Consider the following 18,087-nt stretch of genomic DNA (forward strand, 5'->3'; position numbering starts at 1 on the left):
AGTGAGACGGGCGTCCCGGTGGGTGGGATGCGGTCGTAGGGTGGCGACATGAGCACCCCGCTGGGATCCCGTGACATCAACCTCGCCGTCGTCGCCGGCGACGGCATCGGCACCGAGGTCGTCGAGCAGGGTCTGCTCGCGCTCGAGGCGGCGCTCACGGGCACCGGCGTGACGGTGAGCACGACGGACTTCGACCTGGGTGCGCGCCGCTGGCACGCGACCGGCGAGACGCTGACGGACGCCGACCTCGGCGCGATCCGCACGCACGACGCGATCCTGCTGGGCGCCATCGGCGACCCGACGGTGCCGAGCGGTGTCCTGGAGCGCGGGCTGCTGCTCAAGCTGCGCTTCGCGCTCGACCACTACGTCAACCTGCGTCCGTCCAAGCTGTTCCCCGGCGTCCCGACGCCGCTGGCGAACCCGGGCGACGTCGACTTCGTCGTCGTGCGGGAGGGTACCGAGGGGCCGTACGTCGGCAACGGCGGCGCCATCCGCGTCGGCACGCCGCACGAGATCGCCAACGAGGTCAGCGTCAACACGGCGTTCGGCGTCGAGCGCGTGGTCCGTGACGCGTTCGCCCGTGCTGCGGCCCGCCCGCGCAAGAAGCTCACGCTCGTGCACAAGCACAACGTGCTGGTGCACGCCGGTCACCTGTGGCGCCGCACGGTCGAGGCCGTCAACGCCGAGTTCCCGGACGTGACGGTCGACTACCTGCACGTCGACGCGGCCACGATCTTCCTGGTCACCAACCCCAGCCGGTTCGACGTCATCGTGACCGACAACCTGTTCGGCGACATCCTCACCGACCTCGCGGCCGCGATCACGGGCGGCATCGGGCTGGCAGCCTCCGCCAACATCAACCCCGACCGCACGGCGCCCAGCATGTTCGAGCCCGTGCACGGCTCCGCCCCCGACATCGCCGGTCAGGGCAAGGCCGACCCCACCGCCACGGTGCTGTCCGTCGCGCTCCTGCTGGACCACCTGGGTCTGTCCGACGAGGCCCGCACGGTCGAGGCCGCCGTCGCCGCCGACATCGCCGAGCGTGGCGGCCGAGTACGGTCGACGGCCGAGGTGGGCAAGGACCTCGCCGCGCGCATCGCCGGCTGATCCGCCGGCGCAGCCCTCGTCGGACCGACGTGGGCGCGGCACCGCTGTCCCCCCCGCCGTCGTCACCGGTACCGTCGACTCGACCCTGGTGAAAGGCCCCATGATGAGCACCCTCGCAACCCCCACGTCCGCGGACCTGTTCGAGATCCGTCGCACCACCACCCCCGTGCCCGACGAGCAGCGCGAGGCCGCGCTGGCCGCGCCCAAGTTCGGCACGGTGTTCACCGAGCACATGGCGCGCGTGTCCTACACGCACGAGTCCGGCTGGCAGGACCGTCGGGTCGAGCAGTACGGCCCGCTCCAGCTGGACCCCGCGACGTCGGTCCTGCACTACGCGCAGGAGATCTTCGAGGGTCTCAAGGCGTACCGGCACGGCGACGGGTCCGTCTGGACGTTCCGGCCGCAGGCGAACGCGGCGCGCTTCGCGCGTTCCGCGACCCGCCTCGCACTGCCGGTGCTCGACGAGGCCGACTTCCTCGGCGCGATCGAGGCCCTGGTCCGCACCGACCTGGCCTGGGTGCCGTCGGGCGAGGAGACGAGCCTGTACCTGCGGCCGTTCATGTACGCCTCGGAGCCGTTCCTGGGCGTGCGGCCCTCGCTCGAGGCCGAGTTCCTGGTCATCGCCTCGCCGGTGGGCCCGTACTTCGCGGGCGGCGTGCGCCCGGTGGCCATCTGGGTCGACCAGACCTACCACCGCGCCGGTGCCGGTGGCACGGGCGACGCCAAGTGCGGCGGCAACTACGCCGCCAGCCTGCTGCCGCAGCAGAACGCCTACGACAAGGGCTTCGAGCAGGTCTGCTTCCTGGACGCGTCGACGAACACGATGCTCGAGGAGCTGGGCGGCATGAACGTGTTCCTCGTGAGCGCCGACGGCAGCGTCTCGACGCCGCCCACGTCGGGCGCGATCCTCGAGGGCGTCACGCGGTCGTCGATCATCCAGCTGCTGACCGACGCGGGCCACGAGGTCTCCGAGCGCCCGCTGCCGCTGACCGAGGTCACGGCCGGGCTGGCCGACGGTTCCATCGCCGAGGTCTTCGCGTGCGGCACGGCGGCGGTCGTGACGCCCATCGGGCGCCTGGCGAGCGACGACTTCGACCTCACGGTCGGCGACGGCGCGGCCGGTGCCGTGACGAGCCGCATCCGCACGGAGCTCACGGACATCCAGTACGGCCGCGCGAGCGACCGGCACTCCTGGCTGCACCGCCTGGCCTGATCGCGCGCCGGCGTGACGAAGGGCCGCACCGATCGCTCGGTGCGGCCCTTCGTCGTGCTGGAGGTCAGCCGGCCGGCACCATGCGGGCCGTGCGGGACAGGACGCCGGAGAGCAGCGACCAGACCGCGATGCCGATGAGCAGGTTGACGAGCCCCGAGCACAGGGCCGTCTCCGTGTCGTCGGTCCAGGTCAGGGGCAGCAGTGCGACGACGAGCGTGCCGAGCCCCATGATCCAGCCGAAGAAGGCACGGGGCTTGGGCGTGGACAGGACGAGCGCGTACAGCAGGGCGCCGGCGACGACGGCCGTCGCGACCCCGCCGACGACGTACGCACCCATGGTGCTGTCCGTGCCGAACGGGTCCTGCGTGACCAGGTCGACGTCGAGGATGCTCTCGAAGATGACGGTGCCGGCCACGCCGATCAGCGCGGCGACCAGCGCCGTGGCGACGACTCCGGCCCAGTACGGTCCGGCGGCGATGGCGGGCCGGGTCGCGGCGGGGGCCGGCACGGCCGTCGGCTGTGGGGGAGCCGTGTCGGGGGCAGGGGTCGCCGCGTACACGGGCTGGGCCGGCTGCAGTGCGGGCGGCTGGTCGGCCGGGGCGGCGGGCTCGGGTGGGATCGACCGTCCGGCCGCGGGGATCCGGGTGGTGGGAGGCTGGTCCGGTGGGACGGACATGCGTGCTCCTTCGCTCGGGGGACGTCGGTGAGCGAGCGCCCACCACGACGTGCTGCTCGCCCCAAACTAGCGACGGCGAGCGGATCAGGCCCGGCGAGAGCTGCCGTGGACGTCGTCGGAAGGCCGTCGCGACGCGGTCGCGTCCAGCAGGTGGAACACGTGACCGACGGGCAGGACGTGTGCCACGATGGGCTCGTGACCACCGTTCGTAGCCTGGCGCTCATTATCGAGTAGCGCGTCGACCCACCCGTCGACGCGCAGACCTCCCGTACCTCGGGGGGTTTTTTTGTTGGTCCGGCACCACCCCCGCCGGCCGGCAGCGACGTCGTCCCGCATCCCGCACCACCCCCGCGGCACCGGGACGACGCAGCCAGGCATCGAGCACAGCACGTGAGCCAGCGAAGTCTGCACCGAAGAGAGCCGATCGTGACCCCCAGCACGGAGTTCCACGTCTACGACACCACCCTGCGCGACGGCGCGCAGCAGGAGGGCATGAACCTGTCGGTCGCCGACAAGCTCGCGATCGCCCCGTTGCTGGACGAGCTGGGCGTCGGCTTCATCGAGGGCGGCTGGCCGGGTGCGGTGCCGAAGGACACGGAGTTCTTCAAGCGCGCCGCCAAGGAGCTGGACCTGCGCAACGCCGAGCTCGCGGCCTTCGGGTCCACGCGCAAGGCCGGCACGCGCGCGGCCGACGACCCGCAGGTGCGGGCACTGCTCGACTCCGAGGCGCCCGTCGTCGCGCTCGTCGCCAAGCACGACCTGCGGCACGCCGAGCGCGCGCTGCGGACCACGGGCGTCGAGAACATCGCGATGATCGCCGACACGGTCCAGCTCCTGGTGCGGGAGGGCCGGCGCGTCGTGGTCGACGCCGAGCACTTCTTCGACGGCTACCGGTTCGACGCGGCCTACACGCGCGAGGCCGTGCTGGCGGGGTTCGAGGCGGGCGCCGAGGTCGTCGCGCTGTGCGACACCAACGGGGGGATGGTCCCCACCTGGGTCGCGGACATCGTGCACGAGGTCCGCGGGTTCGTCGGGCCGGACGCGATCCTGGGCATGCACGCGCACAACGACTCGGGCTGCGCGGTGGCCAACACGCTCGCGGCGGTCGAGGCGGGCTGCTCGCACATCCAGGGCACCGTCAACGGCTACGGCGAGCGCACCGGCAACGCGGACCTGCTGGCGGTCGTCGCGAACCTGGAGCTCAAGTACGGTCGCAGCGTCCTGGCGACGGACGACGAGCACTCCGGTGGCCTCACCGAGCTGACGCGGATCGCGCACGCCATCAGCGACATCACCAACATCTCGCCGTTCGCCCGCTCGCCGTACGTCGGTGCGAGCGCGTTCGCGCACAAGGCTGGCCTGCACGCGTCCGCGATCCGTGTCGACCCCGACCTCTACCAGCACATCGACCCGGCCGAGGTCGGCAACGACATGCGCATGCTGGTCAGCGACATGGCGGGGCGGGCGTCGATCGAGCTCAAGGGGCGCGAGCTGGGCTTCGACCTGTCCGGCCGCGCCGACCTCCTGGGCCGCGTCACCGACCGCGTGAAGGACGCCGAGGCGCACGGGTACACCTACGAGGCGGCCGACGCGTCGTTCGAGCTGCTGCTCGTCGAGGAGATCGAGGGTTCGCGACCGAAGTACTTCACGGTCGAGTCGTGGCGCGCGATCGTCGAACGCAGCGGCGGACGCGGAACCCCCGCGACGGCGGAGGCGACCGTGAAGCTGCACGCCGGGGGTGAGCGTCACGTCACGACGGGCGAGGGCAACGGACCCGTCAACGCGCTCGACCACGCCCTGCGGCTTGGACTGCTGCGCGTCTACCCGGAGCTCGAGGACTTCGAGCTCATCGACTTCAAGGTCCGCATCCTCGACTCGATGCACGGGACGGACGCCGTCACCCGCGTCCTGATCGAGACGAGCGACGGGAACACGTCGTGGAGCACGGTCGGTGTGGGCCCCAACCTGCTCGAGGCGTCGTGGGAGGCGCTCACGGACTCGGCCATCTGGGGGTTGCGACACCGCAGGATCGCGCCGCGCTGACGCCGCACCGGGCGAACGTGGCCTCTGCGTCATAGCCTCGGACCACACGACGACGAGGGGAGCACCGTTGGCCGGCACGCAGCCGTCCGGGCGCGTCCCGGACGACGCAGCCGAGGACCTCACGGGTCCGTCGCGCTGGGGGTGGTGGCTGGTGGTCGTCGCGGTCCTGGCCGTCGTCGTCCTGCTGGTGGTCCAGCCCTGGACGGAGCACGAGACCGAGCCGGCGGCCACCGACACGGCGTCCGGTCAGAGCTCGTCGGCGTCCGACGTGCCGAGCCCCACGACCACCGGCGCGACCTCGTCGTCCACCACGCCGCCTGCGCTGCCGGGGTCGGACGCCGTCTTCGACGGGACCACGCTCGCGGCGCTCTTCGTCACCGACGACCAGCTCGTGGCGACGGTCCCCGCGGCATCCAGCGGCGTGCAGCCCAGCATCGGGCCGGACGAGGTGGCGTGGGGCCTGCCGGCGGGGTCCAGCGTGGACCCGGCGTCCTGCACCACTGCCGTCACGGTGGTGAGCAAGAAGCCCAAGCAGTTCGACGCACGCTCGTCGGGCAACGACGCGATGACCTGGCAGGAGCGCGTGACGGTGCTGAGCACGGCGACCGCCGCGCAGAAGGCGTTCAGCGACCTCGTGGCGACGGTGGACGCGTGCCCCGCGTACTCGCAGGTGAACCCTGGTTCCGCCGGCGACTCGTGGAGCGCGCAGCCCGCCATCGAGGGGCAGAGCGCGTACCCGTCCATCGTCCAGGAGGTGAACGCGACGCGAGACGGCACCGCGGTCCCCGAGTACCACGGGCACCTGCTCGTCGGGAACGCGATCGTCACCTGGACGGCGAGCGCCCTGACCCCGGGCGACCAGACCGCAGCTCTCGCGACCCTGGGCGACGCGAGCACCCTGGACGCGATGGTCCAGGACCGAGCACAGCTGGCGGTCGCCGCGGTCGGCTGACGACGTACGGTGGTGACGGGACGTCGCCCGGACGTCGGCGGGACGAACGAAGGAGCACGGTGCACGGCGAGTACAAGGTCGCGGGTGGCAAGCTCGTCGCGGTCGACGTGGACGTCGTCGACGGGCTCCTGCACGGCGTCGTCGTCAGCGGCGACTTCTTCCTGGAGCCCGACGACGCACTGCCGGTGCTGGGCGCCGCGCTGGAGGGACTGCCGGCAGACGCGCCGCCGGCCCGCCTCGCGCAGGCGGTCACCGACGGGCTGACGACCGCCGAGCGTGCGGGCACGATCGCCGGGCCGGTCGCGATGGTCGGTTTCGACGCCCGCGCCGTCGCGCTGGCCGTCCGCAGGGCACTGGGCCACTCGACGGCGTGGTCGGACCACACCTTCGAGCTCATCGACCCCGGCCCGCTGCCGCCGGCCGTGCACGCCGCGCTCGACCAGGTGCTCACCGAGGAGCTGGCCGCCGGCCGGCGAGGGCCGACGTTGCGGTTCTGGGAGTGGGTCGAGCCGGCCGTCATCATCGGGTCGTTCCAGTCGGTCCGCAACGAGGTCGACCTCGAGGCCGCGCAACGGTACGGGATCACGCTGGTCCGGCGGATCTCCGGCGGCGGTGCCATGTTCATGGAGGCCGGCAACTGCATCACGTTCTCCCTCGTGGTGCCCGTCTCGCTCGTCGACGGCATGACCTTCGAGGAGTCGTACACGTTCCTCAACCAGTGGGTGCTCGGCGCGCTCGCCGACGTCGGGGTGCAGGCGTTCGTCACCGGGCTCAACGACATCGCCTCGCCCGCGGGCAAGCTCGCCGGCTCCGCGCAGAAGCGGATGGTCGGCGGTGCCGTGCTGCACCACGTGACCATGTCCTACGACATCGACGCCGACAAGATGCTGCAGGTGCTGCGCATCGGGCGGGAGAAGCTGTCGGACAAGGGCACGACCTCCGCGAACAAGCGGGTCGATCCCGTGCGCTCGCAGACGCAGCTCCCGCGCGAGGCCGTGATCGACGCGTTCGTCGCGCACTTCCGCAGCCGTTACCGCCTGGTCGACGGGGCCTTGCGCGACGACGAGCTCGCCCGCGCGCACGACCTGGCTGCCACCAAGTTCTCCGACCCGTCCTGGACCCTGCGGGTACCGTGATCGCATGCGCACGCTGCTGAACATCATCTGGCTGGTCCTCGCGGGCTTGTGGATGGCGCTCGGTTACGTGCTCGCGGGGATCATCTGCTGCATCCTGATCGTCACCATCCCGTTCGGCATCGCGTCGTTCCGCATCGCCGCGTACGCACTGTGGCCGTTCGGGCAGACCGTCGTCTCCAAGCCGACGGCTGGTGGGTGGTCGGTGCTCGGCAACGTCATCTGGTTCATCGTGGCGGGCATCTGGCTCGCGCTGGGTCACATCGCGGCGGGCATCGCCTTCTGCCTCACCATCATCGGCATCCCGCTGGGGCTCGCGAGCTTCAAGATGGTGCCGATCTCGCTGTTCCCGCTGGGCAAGGACATCGTGCCGTCGGACCGCATCATGGCGGCGTACGGCTGATCCGTCAGGCGGTGAGCACGTAGAGCAGTGCACCCGCGCCCAGCACCACGGTCACGACTGCGCAGGTCGTGACGAGCCGCGCCCCGGTGACCTCGAGCCGGGAGCGGTGGTACGACCCCCATGCGAGCGCGCACGCGAGGACCAGACCGAGTCCGGCCAGCCCCCACGAAGCCGGCCCGAGGACGGGCTCGAGGACCTTGCCGGCGGCGACCGACACGGCGAGCAGCGACAGGCTCGTGCGGCGCCACGCCAGCTCGGTGCGGTGCGGCTGCAGGCCGTGGTCGCCGACGTGCCGTGCGGGTCCGGCCTCGCTCATCGCAGCCTCACGACGAGCTCCCCAGCAGCGTCCCGACCAGGACGGACAGGCCCGCCAGGACCACTCCGACGGCGAGCACGATCGACCCCGTGGGTGCGGGCAACGGTTGGGACGTCCGCGCCGCGCGCTCGTTGCGGGCCCAGGAGTACCAGGCCCACGTGGGTGCGACGATGCCCAGCACCACCAGGATGATCGCGGCCGTCCGACGCCACGGCGCGTCGATCGGCAGGTCGAGGGCCTCGAGCGCCACGCCGCCCGCGAGGAGCGCGAGCGCCGTACGGATCCATGCCAGGAACGTGCGCTCGTTGGCGAGGGAGAAGCGGGCGTCGGGTTCGGAACCGACGCCGAAGAGCCAGCGCGGTCGGCGCGAGTCGGAGGACACCACGTCGTCAGTATGTCGCGCGCCGGCGGGTGACGATGCGATCGGGGGGTATCTGGTGCCCGCGCGCGTGCTCCTGCTGCCCGACGAAGGAGATGCCATGACCGACCTGGAGCGCGACCTGCGCCGCCTCACCGTCCTGCGCTCGCGGGAGGTCGCGGCCCGGCGCCGCCGCCGCGTGCGCGTGCGTCAGGAGCTGGTGCTGCGCGGCGTCGGGGTGCGTCCGTCCGCCTGACGAGCGCCGCGACGAGCAGATCAGCGCGGGCCGAACACCGCGGACCCCACACGGACGAGCGTCGCCCCCTCGGCCACGGCCGCCTCGAGGTCCCGGCTCATGCCCATCGACAGCCCGACCGCGGTCGGCACGCGCTCGACGACCTCGTCGCGCAGCTCGCGCAGCGCCCGGTAACCGGCCCGGACCAGTGCGTCGTCGGCCGAGTTCGCGCCGACCGTCATGAAGCCGGTCAACCGCAGCCCACCCAGGCCCGCGACATCGGCGGCCATCGCGGCGGCCTGCTCGGGCCGGACGCCGTGCTTCGTCGGCTCGCCCGAGACGTTGACCTGGACCATCACGTCCAGGCCACCCGGCGCGCGGTCGGCGAGCCGCTGCGCGAGCTCGATGCTCGCCACCGACTCGACGCACGACGCCCACCGCAGCGCCGGGTTGACCTTGTTGGACTGGAGCGGCCCGATCACGTGCCACGTCGGATGCAGGTCCGCGAGCACCGGGGCCTTCGCGACGAGCTCCTGCACGCGGTTCTCGCCCAGCAGCACCGGCAGCGCGTCGGCGCCGCGGTCCTCGTCGGCCGCGAGCGCGGCTGCGACCACGTCGGCCGGCATCGTCTTGGAGGCCAGCAGCAGCCGGACGTCGTGCGGGTCGCGGCCGGCGGCGTCGGCGGCCGCCGCGATGCGTCGGCGCACGGCGGTCAGCCGGGCCGCGACGGCGCGGCGCAGGTCCTCGTCCATGGCTGCTGACGCTACCGGGAGCGGCGCTCAGTCCCGTGCGATGTCCGCCACGGTCGCGGACGTCAGGCGCACGAGGTCGTCGGGTGCGAGCTCGACATCGAGGCCGCGCCGGCCGCCCGAGACCAGGACGGTGTCGAACAGCCAGACGGTCTCGTCGACGACGGTCGGGTGCGGCGTCTTCTGGCCCAGCGGGGAGATGCCGCCGACGACGTAGCCGGTGGCCCGTTCGGCGTCGTGCTTGTCGGCCATCGCGGCCTTCTTCCCGCCGGCGGCGTGCGCGAGCGCCTTGAGGTCGAGCGTGCCCGTGACGGGGACGACGGCGACGGTCAGGACGCCGTCGACGCTCGTCATGAGGGTCTTGAAGACCTGCTCCGGCGGGACGCCGAGCACGTGCGCCGCCTCCAGGCCGTAGCCCAGGTCGGACGCCGGGTCGTGCTCGTACGGGTGCGCGGTGTGCGGGACGCCCGCGGCTTCCAGGGCGACGAGGGCGGGCGTCGCCGCGTGGGCCTTCTTGGTCACCGTGCCAGGGTAGAGGCGGTCAGAGGGCGAGGCCGACGAGCGCGCCCACGCCGTAGGTGATCGCCATGGCCAGCGAGCCGCCGACGACGTTGCGCACCACGGCGCGTCGCACGGGCGCGTTGCCGATCCGGGCGCTGACCGCACCCGTGACGACGAGCGCGACGACGACGGCCGCGAACACCGCGGGCACGACTCCTGCGCCCCAGGCGGCGAGCGCGACGAGGAGCGGGATCACACCCCCGACCAGGAAGGACGCGAGCGAGGCGACCGCCGCGTGCCACGGGTTGGTGAGCTCGTCGTCAGGCGTGGCCAGGCCGGCGCGCTCCGCGTCGCGCTGCGAGCTCACCGAGACGTACTCACCGGCGGCCATCGACAGGGCACCCGCCACCAGGCCGGCGACGCCGGCGGTGAGCACCGACGCGCGCGTCGCCGACGCCCCCGCCACACCGACGACGATCGCGGCGACCGACACGATGCCGTCGTTCGCGCCGAGCACGCCGGCACGCAGCTGGTTGAGCCGGCTCGCGCTGACCGGTGCGGGCGCGACGGGCTGCACGTCCGCCGGGGCGTGCGGGGTCAGGAAGTGGGCCGAGATGGTGCTCATGGAGCCCACCGTAGGACGGTCGGTCGTGTCTGTCATCGAAGCAAAGCCTCCCCTGACCTGCGCAAACACAGGAAAGCCTTGCCTTGTTCCCGCGCATCGGCGACCGCCGCCGGGAGCTCGCGTCAGAGCGCCCCGACGGCCGTGATCCGCAGCTGGACCTCGCCCACCTCGTCGGACGCGACCAGGTCGACGAGGGCGTCGATGCGCCAGTCGTGGTCGCCCTCCGCCTCGTCGAGCACCTGCCGGACGCGCCACACGCCGACGGCCGGGGTGACCTGGAACAGCGCCGGTCCGCGGGCGGGTGGTCCGGTGAGGATCTCGTCGTGGTCGTCGTAGAACGGGTCGAGCGCGGCCGACCAGCGCTCGGACGTCCACGGCTCGCCGTCCTCGTCGACGTCGCCCAGCGCCGCAAGCGCGCCGTACGCCTCGCGGGACGCGAGCTCGACCCTGCGGAACATGGCGCCGCGGACCAGGGCGCGCAGGACGCGGGGGTTGGCGGTGAGGGGTTCGGGGGTGTCGTCGTCGACCGCGCCCGGGCCGTCGGCGCCGTGCTCGTCGAGGGGGTTGGACAGGCGCTCCCACTCGTCGAGCAGGCTCGAGTCGGTGCGTCGCACCAGGTCGCCGAGCCACTCGACGATCTCCCACAGCTCCTCGGTGCGCGCGTCCTCGGGGACGGTCTGGCGCAGGGCCCGGTAGGCGTCGGCGAGGTAGCGCAGCAGCACGCCCTCGGTGCGGTCGAGCTGGTAGTGCGAGACGTACTCGGCGAACGTCGAGGCGCGCTCGTGCATCTCGCGCACCACCGACTTGGGGGACAGGGCCAGGTCGGCGACCCACGGGTTCGTCTGGCGATACGTCGCGAACGCGGCGTCGAGCAGCTCGGCGAGCGGCCGCGGATAGGTGACGCCCTCGAGCAGCGCCATGCGCTCGTCGTACTCGATGCCGTCCGCCTTCATGGCCGCCACGGCCTCGCCGCGAGCACGGTTCTCCTGGGCGGCCAGCACCTGGCGCGGGTCGTCGAGCGTGGCCTCGATGATGCTGACCACGTCGTGCGCGTAGGCCGGGTCGTCGCGGTCCAGCAGGTCGAGCGCGGCGTAGGCGAACGGGGACAGCGCCTGGTTGAGCGCGAAGTTGGCGGGCAGGTCGTGCGTGAGGCGCACGGTCCGGCGACGACCCTTCGGTGCGCTCGGGTCGTCGACCCAGACGCGCTCGATCACGCCCGCGGCGCGCAGCGACCGGTAGACGGCGATCGCCCGGCGCACGTGCAGTCCCTGGGCGCCGGCGGGCTCGTGGTTGTCGGTGAGCAGGCGTGTCATCGCGGCGACCGGGTCGCCCTCGCGGGCCAGGACGTGCAGCACCATCGCGTGGCTGACCTGGAAGCTGGACGTCAGCGGCTCGGGCGGGGCGTCGCGCAGGCGCTCGAACGTCTTGTCGGTCCAGTTGACGTGGCCCTCGGGGGCCTTCTTGCGGACGATCTTCTTGAGCTTGCGCGGGTCGTCGCCCGCCTTCTCCAGCAGCTTGCGGTTCTCGATGACATGGTCGGGGGCCATGACGATGACCTCGCCGACGGTGTCGAACCCCGCGCGGCCGGCGCGGCCCGCGATCTGGTGGAACTCGCGTGCCGACAGGTGCCGCATGCGGACCCCGTCGTACTTGACCAGGCTGGTCAGCACCACGGTCCGGATGGGGACGTTGATGCCGACGCCGAGCGTGTCGGTGCCGCAGACGACGGGCAGCAGCCCCTTCTGCGTCAGGCGCTCGACGACGCGTCGGTACTTGGGCAGCATCCCGGCGTGGTGGACCCCGACACCGTGCCGCAGCAGGCGGGACAGCGTCTTGCCGAATCCCGGGCCGAACCGGAACGCCCCCAGCTCGGCGGCGATCGCGTCACGCTTCTCGCGGCTGGCCAGTGGCGTGGACAGCAGCGACTGCGCCCGCTCGACGGCCTCCTTCTGCGTGAAGTGCACGACGTAGACGGGGGAGCGCTGCGTGCGGACCAGCTCGTCGAGGAGCTCGTGGAGCGGCTCGACGGCGTAGGTGAAGGTCAGCGGGACGGGCCGTTCCGCGCTCGCGACGACGGCCACGTCCGTGCCGGTGCGACGCTCCAGGTCCTCGGCGAAGAACGTGACGTCGCCCAGCGTGGCGGACATCAGCACGAACTGCGCGCGCGGCAGCTCCAGGAGCGGCACCTGCCACGCCCAGCCGCGCTGCGGGTCCGAGTAGAAGTGGAACTCGTCCATGACCACCTGACCGACCTCGGCGTCGGGGCCGTCGCGCAGCGCCAGGTTGGCCAGGATCTCGGCCGTGCAGCAGATGATCGGCGCGTCGTTGTTGACCGACGAGTCGCCCGTCATCATGCCGACGTTCGCCGACCCGAACGCCTCGACCAGCGCGAAGAACTTCTCGCTGACCAGCGCCTTGAGCGGCGCGGTGTAGAACGTGCGCCGGCCCTGGGCCAGCGCGACGAAGTGCGCAGCCGTCGCGATCAGGGACTTGCCCGAGCCGGTGGGGGTGCTGACGATGACGTGCTCGCCGCTGACCAGCGACAGCAGCGACTCCTCCTGGTGCGGGTAGAGGACCAGCCCGCGCTCGGTCGTCCACTCGACGAACGCCTCGTAGAGCGCGTCCGGGTCGGTGGGGTCGGCCGGGATCAGGTCGGCGAGGGTGGGCACGGGGCTGATCCTCGCACGCGGGTCCGACGGGCAGTGCTCGTCGGACCCCTCAGGCGGGCGGCGCTTCGTCGTCGGACAGCATGAGCTGTACCCACGCGACGTCGCGCCACGCACCCAGCTTCCATCCCACCTCGCGGTACGTGCCGACGGGTTCGAACCCGAAGGAGCGGTGCAGAGCCGCGCTCGCCTCGTTGGGCTGTGTCATCCCCGCGACCGCGGACCGGAACCCGGCCGCGCGTAGTGCGGGCAGAAGCTCGGCGTAGAGCGCCCGGCCGACACCGGACCCGCCATGACCCTGCTCGACGTAGGCGCTGACCTCGGCAGTGAACCGGTAGGCCGGGCGCGGACGGAACTGGCCGCCGTAGGCGTACCCGCGGACGGCGCCGTCGACCTCCGCCACCAGCCACAGGTGCGCCGCCGCGATCCGCTCCGCCATCTGCTCGGTGCTTGGTGGCGTCGTCTCGAACGTCGCGGGCGAGTCCGTCACATAGGGCGCGTAGATGCGGGCGCACTCCGCGGCGTCGTCGGGCGCCGCCGGACGGACGATCATCCCAGCCAGCCGCGCGTCGCCGACGTCACGCGCGAGCCGTCGAGGTCGGCGAGCTTGAGTCCCGCGAAGGCGGCCGCGACGGGCGAGGTCTGGACGCGGAACGGCGGGTCGTCACGCTCGAGGGCATCGAGGATCACCTCGGCGACGCCGTCGGGGTGCTGAGCGTTCGCGAAGACCGCCCCGGTCCGGCCCAGGTAGGCGCGCAGGGCGTCCTCGTACGGCCCGGCCGCGGCCAGCATCGCGTCCGAATCGGCGACGGCCGATCCCGCGAAGTGTGTGGCGACCGCGCCGGGCTCGACGACCGTGACGGCGACGCCCTGCGAGGCTGCGACGGGGTGCAGGCTCTCGAGGAACCCCTCGGCCGCGAACTTCGCCGCGCAGTAGGCCTCGTTGAACGGCTGCCCGACGACGCCGCCGACGCTGGTCACCGTCACGACCCTGCCGCCACTGTCACGCAGGTGGGGGAGTGCCGCCCGGGTGGCCGCCACGACCGCGAAGAAGTTGACCTCCATCGCGGCACGGAAGTCGTCGAGGTCCAGAATCTCCGCAGTGCCGACCAGGCCTGCGCCCGCGTTGTTCACCAGCGCGTCCAGGCTGCCGTGCGTCGCGACGACGTCGTCGACCAGCGCGGCGACGTCGTCGGCCCGCGTCACGTCCAGGTCGCGCACGTCCAGCGTGACGCCGGACTGCGTGGCGGCGTCCGTGAGCGCGGCCGCCCGGCCCTGGTCGCGGACCGTCGCGACGACGTCCCAACCGCGGCTCGCCGCGAGGACGGCGGTGGACAGGCCGATCCCGGAGGACGTGCCGGTGACGAGGAGGGTGCGTGAGGTCATGGGCACAGTCTGCGCCCGCTCGTCGCGCGACGGCGCGGCGGCGTCGCTAGTTTCGGAGCATGCTGCCGTTCGTGCTGCTGGCGTCGCGGGCGCAGGACGTCGCCGCCGACGGTGAGTACGCGGCGATGCTGCGCTTCGGCGGGCTGTCCGCGGACGAGCTGGTGCGCGTCCGGCTCGAGGCGGGTCCGATGCCGGAGCTCGACCTCGACGCGATCTCCGGGGTGATCGTCGGCGGCAGCCCGTTCGACGCGAGCGCGGCGCACAAGTCCGACGTGCAGGTCCGCGTCGAGGCCGAGATGAGCGCGTTGCTGGACCGGCTGGTGGCGCGCGACTTCCCGTTCCTGGGGGCCTGCTACGGAGTCGGCACACTGGGGGTGCACCAGGGCGCGGTGATCGACCAGACGTTCGGGGAGGAGATCGGGCCGGTCGCGGTCACCCTGACCGACGAGGGTCGCGCGGACCCGCTGCTCGTCGGGCTGCCCGAGACGTTCGACGCGTTCGTCGGGCACAAGGAGGCCTGCCGCGTCCTGCCGCCGTCGGCCACGCTGCTGGCGTCGTCGGCGACGTGCCCGGTGCAGATGTTCCGCGTCCGCACCAACCTCTACGCCACCCAGTTCCACCCCGAGCTCGACGCGGAGGGCATCGCCACCCGCATCCGCGTCTACCGGGAGTTCGGCTACTACGACCCGGTCGAGGCCGACGCCGTCCTGGCCCGGGTCGAGGGTGTCCAGGTGCCGCACGCGCACCGGATCCTCGCGGAGTTCGTCACGCGCTACGCCCGCGCCTGACGCGCCACCGCACCTGGTCCTGGCAGGCGCGCCCTGTTCACTCGTCCGGGTGATACCGCCAACCGAGCGAGTGCTGGGAAGGTTCGCGTGGCCGCAACTGCGCGGCATGGAGCAGGGGGAGTGCGCCGTGAGGTCTCGTCTTGTCGTCGCCGTGACGGCGGCCGCCGTCGTCGCCGGACTGTTCGGAGCGCCGCCCGCGGTCGCCGTGGAGTCCTACGGGCTCACGGTGAGGGTCGAGTCGGCGACGGGGACGCCCATCGCGGGTGAGGACGTCGCGGTCTGGTTGCCAGGCGCGGACCACACTCGCGACGACAACTCCGACGGCGAGCCCGACGGTCGCGTCGCCGTCGGCACCACGTACAGCGACGGCGTCATCGTGTTCCACGACATCGCCGAGGGCGACTACGTCGTGCAGATGTCGAGCGTCAAGGACTTCGGCACGACCTACGACGCGTCCGTCACCGTCGCGGGCGGACCCGCCGCCGTCTCGTTCGTCGATCAGCACGTCGTGACCCTTTCCGGGACGGTGCGTGACGCGGTCACGGGCAAGGGTGTGCCGTACGCGAGCCTGGTCGGTTACCAGCCGGGCGGGAGCGGCTACCTCTACCTGAACACCGACGCCGACGGGACCTACCGCACCCTCACGCGCACGGGGACCTACACCGTCGACGCCACGGCGTACGGCTACCGCGCCGACAACAAGTCGGCCACGCTCACCGTCCCCGAGGGCGCGGACCGATCGGGCGGCGACGTCCGCATCTACGCCGAGTCGTGGATCGGCGGTCAGATCACGTCAGGTGGCAAGGGCGTGGACTCATTCGTCCACGTCGGCTCGGTCGCGTCGCACAGCTCGCCGTCCGGTGTATGGCACGAGCAGGTCACGCCGGGCCGATCCGTCACTCCGTATGTCGCCGGCGGCGCCTCGACGTTCACGACGTATTACGGGAACACGGTCCGCAAGCCCGATGCCAAGAAGGTCACCGCCTCGCTCGGCCGAAGCGTCGACCACGTCGACATCGCGATGGTCCGGTCGGCGACGATCTCCGGGACCGTCGTCGACCGCAAGGGGAAGCCCGTGCGGAACAAGACCGTCCAGGCCGTCAACCTGGGGCGTGCGGGCACGGCGAAGACGAAGACCGACTCGAAGGGGAGGTACACGCTCGGTCGCCTCGCCACCGGCAAGGTCGTCGTGTACGTCTCCGGAGGCTCGAAATCGCTGCCCGCGTACGGCCAGCGCACCGTCACCGCGACGCAGGGCAGGAAGGTCAGCGGCGTCAAGGTGACGTTGTCGTCGGACGCCGTCGTCTACGGCCGGATCACGACCACGGGGTCCAAGGTCACCCGGCAGGACGTGAGCCTGAAGGACTCGCACGGCGAGTACTACGGCACGCTCCGGCCGGACTCGCAGGGCTGGGTCGGGTTCGCGGCGCTCCCGGCGGGGACGTACTACGTGCACGTCGACGGCTCCAACGTGCGCAAGAAGGTCACGGTCAAGGCGCACCGGCAGGTGTCGTTCGGGACGATCACGCGTGGCCGGCAGGTCACGGTCAAGGGAGTCGTGCGCACGGCCGCCGGCAAGCCGGCGACGTCAGCCCTCGTGTCGGTGGCTGACTCCCACGGGATGGTCTACGCGACCGTGCGGACGAACAGCCACGGCTCGTACTCCGCGAAGGTCGTCTCGGGGAAGTACACGGTCACGGCCATCGCCAGCTCCGGCACGGATGCACCGGCTCGCGTGAGCCTGACGGTGAAGAAGGGCAAGTCGGCGAAGAAGAACCTGCGGCTGGCGCACGGGGCCACCATCACGGGCAAGGTGCTCAACTCCCACGGTCGTCCCGCGATCGGGGTGCGCGTCGAGACCCTCGACGGCCGGCACGCCACGACCAGCACCGCGGGCACGTACACCATCACCGGCGCCCGCGCAGGGCGCACGACCCTGATCGTCTGGGACCCGAGCTACGTGGGTGGCTACCGTTCGACCACGACGACGGCGACCGCCAAGGCCGGCAAGACCGTCACGGCGCGGACGGCGTCCGTGCACTGAGGCCGCACGCGGAGACGAGGCGGTTGCGCAGTTCGTTGGAGCGCTCCGCGTAGTCGCGCTGGCGGCGGACGTAGTCGGCCTTGCCGTCCGGGGTCTCGATGGCGACCGGCTCCAGGTCGTACGACGAGAAGTCGTACGGGGACGCGGCCATGTCGGTGTAGCGGATCTCGCGGGCCAGCTCGAAGGAGTCCAGCAGGAGGTCGCCCGGGACCAGAGGCCCCAGCTTGGTCGCCCACTTGTAGACGTCCATCGCGGCGTGCAGGCAGCCCGGTTGTTCATCGGCGACCTGCGTCGTGCGGGTGGGCTGGCGTGCGTTCAGTGGGCCCGCCTCCGGCGTGAAGAAGCGGAACGCGTCGAAGTGGCTGCAGCGGATGCGGTGGCTCTCGACGACGGCGTCGGTGGCGGCCTCGCCCAGGCGCAGGGGGAGCGCGTGGCGGTGCTCGTCGGGCCGCTCCCGGTAGACCATCGCCCACTCGTGCAGGCCGAAGCAGCCGGTGAAGGCGGGGCGGGAGGCGGTGGCCTCCAGCAGCCCGACGACGAAGGACACGGCGCTGCCCCGTTCCGCGAGGAAGGCGTCGACGTCGAGCGAGACCCCGCCGTCGTCGGCCGTCCGGTACCAGCGCCTGCCGGCGAGCGGAGAGGGGCCGTCCGGACCCGGCTCCAGGACCACGCCGGCACCCGGGTGCCACACCCGCAGCGTCGCCGGCTTGGTGGGGTAGTACTCGAAGAGGAAGTCCTCGACCGCGTGCTTCTCACCTCGCGCCCGGCGGGTGCGGTGGTCCGCCGTGAGTGCGTCAGCCCGGGCCGCGTGCGCGGTCGCCGTCGGCAGCCAGGACGCGGCCGGGAGCCGGGTCAGGTGCTGCGCGTCGGGCGTGATCCTCACGCACCCAGG

19 protein-coding genes are annotated in these 18,087 nt (G+C 72.3%); 9 read left to right on the forward strand and 10 right to left on the reverse strand.

Going from position 1 to position 18,087, the window contains the following annotated elements:
- Positions 1-48: 48 nt before the first annotated feature.
- Together IC607_RS13090 and IC607_RS13095 are read left to right on the forward strand one after the other, a co-directional pair.
- The gene (locus IC607_RS13090; protein WP_191787855.1) at positions 49-1,107 is read left to right on the forward strand and encodes a 3-isopropylmalate dehydrogenase; all 1,059 of its coding nucleotides are present in this window, start codon (positions 49-51) and stop codon (positions 1,105-1,107) included.
- Between the two features lie 103 nt (positions 1,108-1,210).
- Positions 1,211-2,320 (forward strand): branched-chain amino acid aminotransferase, encoded by a 1,110-nt coding sequence (locus IC607_RS13095; protein WP_191787856.1) that lies wholly within the window; start codon positions 1,211-1,213, stop codon positions 2,318-2,320.
- Positions 2,321-2,384: 64 nt separating this feature from the next.
- On the opposite strand, the gene IC607_RS13100 is transcribed toward IC607_RS13095, so the two are convergent.
- Positions 2,385-2,996, reverse strand: a complete 612-nt coding sequence (locus IC607_RS13100) for a DUF6069 family protein (protein WP_191787857.1) — start codon at positions 2,994-2,996, stop codon at positions 2,385-2,387.
- Between the two features lie 426 nt (positions 2,997-3,422).
- Here IC607_RS13100 and cimA point away from each other — a divergent pair, with 426 nt between their 5' ends.
- The 4 genes from cimA to IC607_RS13120 all read left to right on the forward strand — a co-directional run bounded on the left by cimA (position 3,423) and on the right by IC607_RS13120 (position 7,527).
- On the forward strand, positions 3,423-5,039 hold the full coding sequence (gene cimA, locus IC607_RS13105) for a citramalate synthase (RefSeq protein ID WP_370526211.1): 1,617 nt from the start codon (positions 3,423-3,425) through the stop codon (positions 5,037-5,039).
- 67 nt (positions 5,040-5,106) lie between these two features.
- On the forward strand, positions 5,107-5,991 hold the full coding sequence (locus IC607_RS13110; RefSeq protein ID WP_191787858.1) for a hypothetical protein: 885 nt from the start codon (positions 5,107-5,109) through the stop codon (positions 5,989-5,991).
- A 59-nt stretch (positions 5,992-6,050) separates the two neighbouring features.
- Entirely contained in the window at positions 6,051-7,127 is a 1,077-nt protein-coding gene (locus tag IC607_RS13115; RefSeq protein WP_191787859.1) for a biotin/lipoate A/B protein ligase family protein, read from the forward strand.
- Positions 7,128-7,131: 4 nt separating this feature from the next.
- Positions 7,132-7,527: a YccF domain-containing protein gene (locus IC607_RS13120; protein ID WP_191787860.1), complete on the forward strand. Its 396-nt coding sequence runs from the start codon at positions 7,132-7,134 to the stop codon at positions 7,525-7,527.
- Between the two features lie 4 nt (positions 7,528-7,531).
- Here IC607_RS13120 and IC607_RS13125 read toward each other — a convergent pair whose 3' ends face one another.
- Positions 7,532-7,843, reverse strand: coding sequence for a DUF202 domain-containing protein (locus tag IC607_RS13125; RefSeq protein ID WP_191787861.1), 312 nt, complete (start codon positions 7,841-7,843; stop codon positions 7,532-7,534).
- Positions 7,844-7,850: 7 nt separating this feature from the next.
- Positions 7,851-8,228, reverse strand: a complete 378-nt coding sequence (locus IC607_RS13130) for a YidH family protein (RefSeq protein WP_370526212.1) — start codon at positions 8,226-8,228, stop codon at positions 7,851-7,853.
- Positions 8,229-8,322: 94 nt separating this feature from the next.
- Here IC607_RS13130 and IC607_RS17645 point away from each other — a divergent pair, with 94 nt between their 5' ends.
- Positions 8,323-8,457, forward strand: coding sequence for a hypothetical protein (locus tag IC607_RS17645; protein ID WP_255502325.1), 135 nt, complete (start codon positions 8,323-8,325; stop codon positions 8,455-8,457).
- A 20-nt stretch (positions 8,458-8,477) separates the two neighbouring features.
- Here the strand turns inward: IC607_RS17645 and IC607_RS13135 are convergent, their stop codons facing one another.
- The 6 genes from IC607_RS13135 to IC607_RS13160 all read right to left on the reverse strand — a co-directional run bounded on the left by IC607_RS13135 (position 8,478) and on the right by IC607_RS13160 (position 14,363).
- Positions 8,478-9,188 carry a YggS family pyridoxal phosphate-dependent enzyme gene (locus IC607_RS13135; protein WP_191787863.1) on the reverse strand — a complete coding sequence of 237 codons (711 nt, stop codon included), beginning with the start codon at positions 9,186-9,188 and terminating at the stop codon, positions 8,478-8,480.
- A 27-nt stretch (positions 9,189-9,215) separates the two neighbouring features.
- Complete coding sequence (ybaK, locus tag IC607_RS13140) at positions 9,216-9,707, reverse strand: Cys-tRNA(Pro) deacylase (protein WP_191787864.1); 492 nt, start codon at positions 9,705-9,707, stop codon at positions 9,216-9,218.
- Positions 9,708-9,726: 19 nt separating this feature from the next.
- Entirely contained in the window at positions 9,727-10,311 is a 585-nt protein-coding gene (locus tag IC607_RS13145; RefSeq protein ID WP_191787865.1) for a VIT1/CCC1 transporter family protein, read from the reverse strand.
- 122 nt (positions 10,312-10,433) lie between these two features.
- Positions 10,434-12,980, reverse strand: a complete 2,547-nt coding sequence (locus IC607_RS13150) for a DEAD/DEAH box helicase (protein WP_191787866.1) — start codon at positions 12,978-12,980, stop codon at positions 10,434-10,436.
- Positions 12,981-13,029: 49 nt separating this feature from the next.
- Positions 13,030-13,530: a GNAT family N-acetyltransferase gene (locus tag IC607_RS13155; protein WP_191787867.1), complete on the reverse strand. Its 501-nt coding sequence runs from the start codon at positions 13,528-13,530 to the stop codon at positions 13,030-13,032.
- Positions 13,527-14,363: an SDR family NAD(P)-dependent oxidoreductase gene (locus tag IC607_RS13160; RefSeq protein WP_191787868.1), complete on the reverse strand. Its 837-nt coding sequence runs from the start codon at positions 14,361-14,363 to the stop codon at positions 13,527-13,529. Before IC607_RS13160 ends, IC607_RS13155 begins: the two co-directional genes overlap by 4 nt.
- Positions 14,364-14,422: 59 nt before the next feature.
- Here IC607_RS13160 and IC607_RS13165 point away from each other — a divergent pair, with 59 nt between their 5' ends.
- Positions 14,423-15,151 (forward strand): glutamine amidotransferase, encoded by a 729-nt coding sequence (locus IC607_RS13165; protein WP_191787869.1) that lies wholly within the window; start codon positions 14,423-14,425, stop codon positions 15,149-15,151.
- Positions 15,152-15,278: 127 nt separating this feature from the next.
- Positions 15,279-17,195, forward strand: coding sequence for a carboxypeptidase regulatory-like domain-containing protein (locus tag IC607_RS13170; RefSeq protein ID WP_191787870.1), 1,917 nt, complete (start codon positions 15,279-15,281; stop codon positions 17,193-17,195).
- Here the strand turns inward: IC607_RS13170 and IC607_RS13175 are convergent.
- Positions 17,167-18,072 (reverse strand): 3-methyladenine DNA glycosylase, encoded by a 906-nt coding sequence (locus IC607_RS13175; RefSeq protein ID WP_370526263.1) that lies wholly within the window; start codon positions 18,070-18,072, stop codon positions 17,167-17,169. The genes IC607_RS13170 and IC607_RS13175 overlap by 29 nt on opposite strands.
- Positions 18,073-18,087: the final 15 nt, after the last annotated feature.

It is taken from the genome of Cellulomonas sp. JH27-2 (assembly GCF_014837175.1).
In the GTDB taxonomy this organism is placed as follows: Bacteria; Actinomycetota; Actinomycetes; order Actinomycetales; family Cellulomonadaceae; genus Cellulomonas.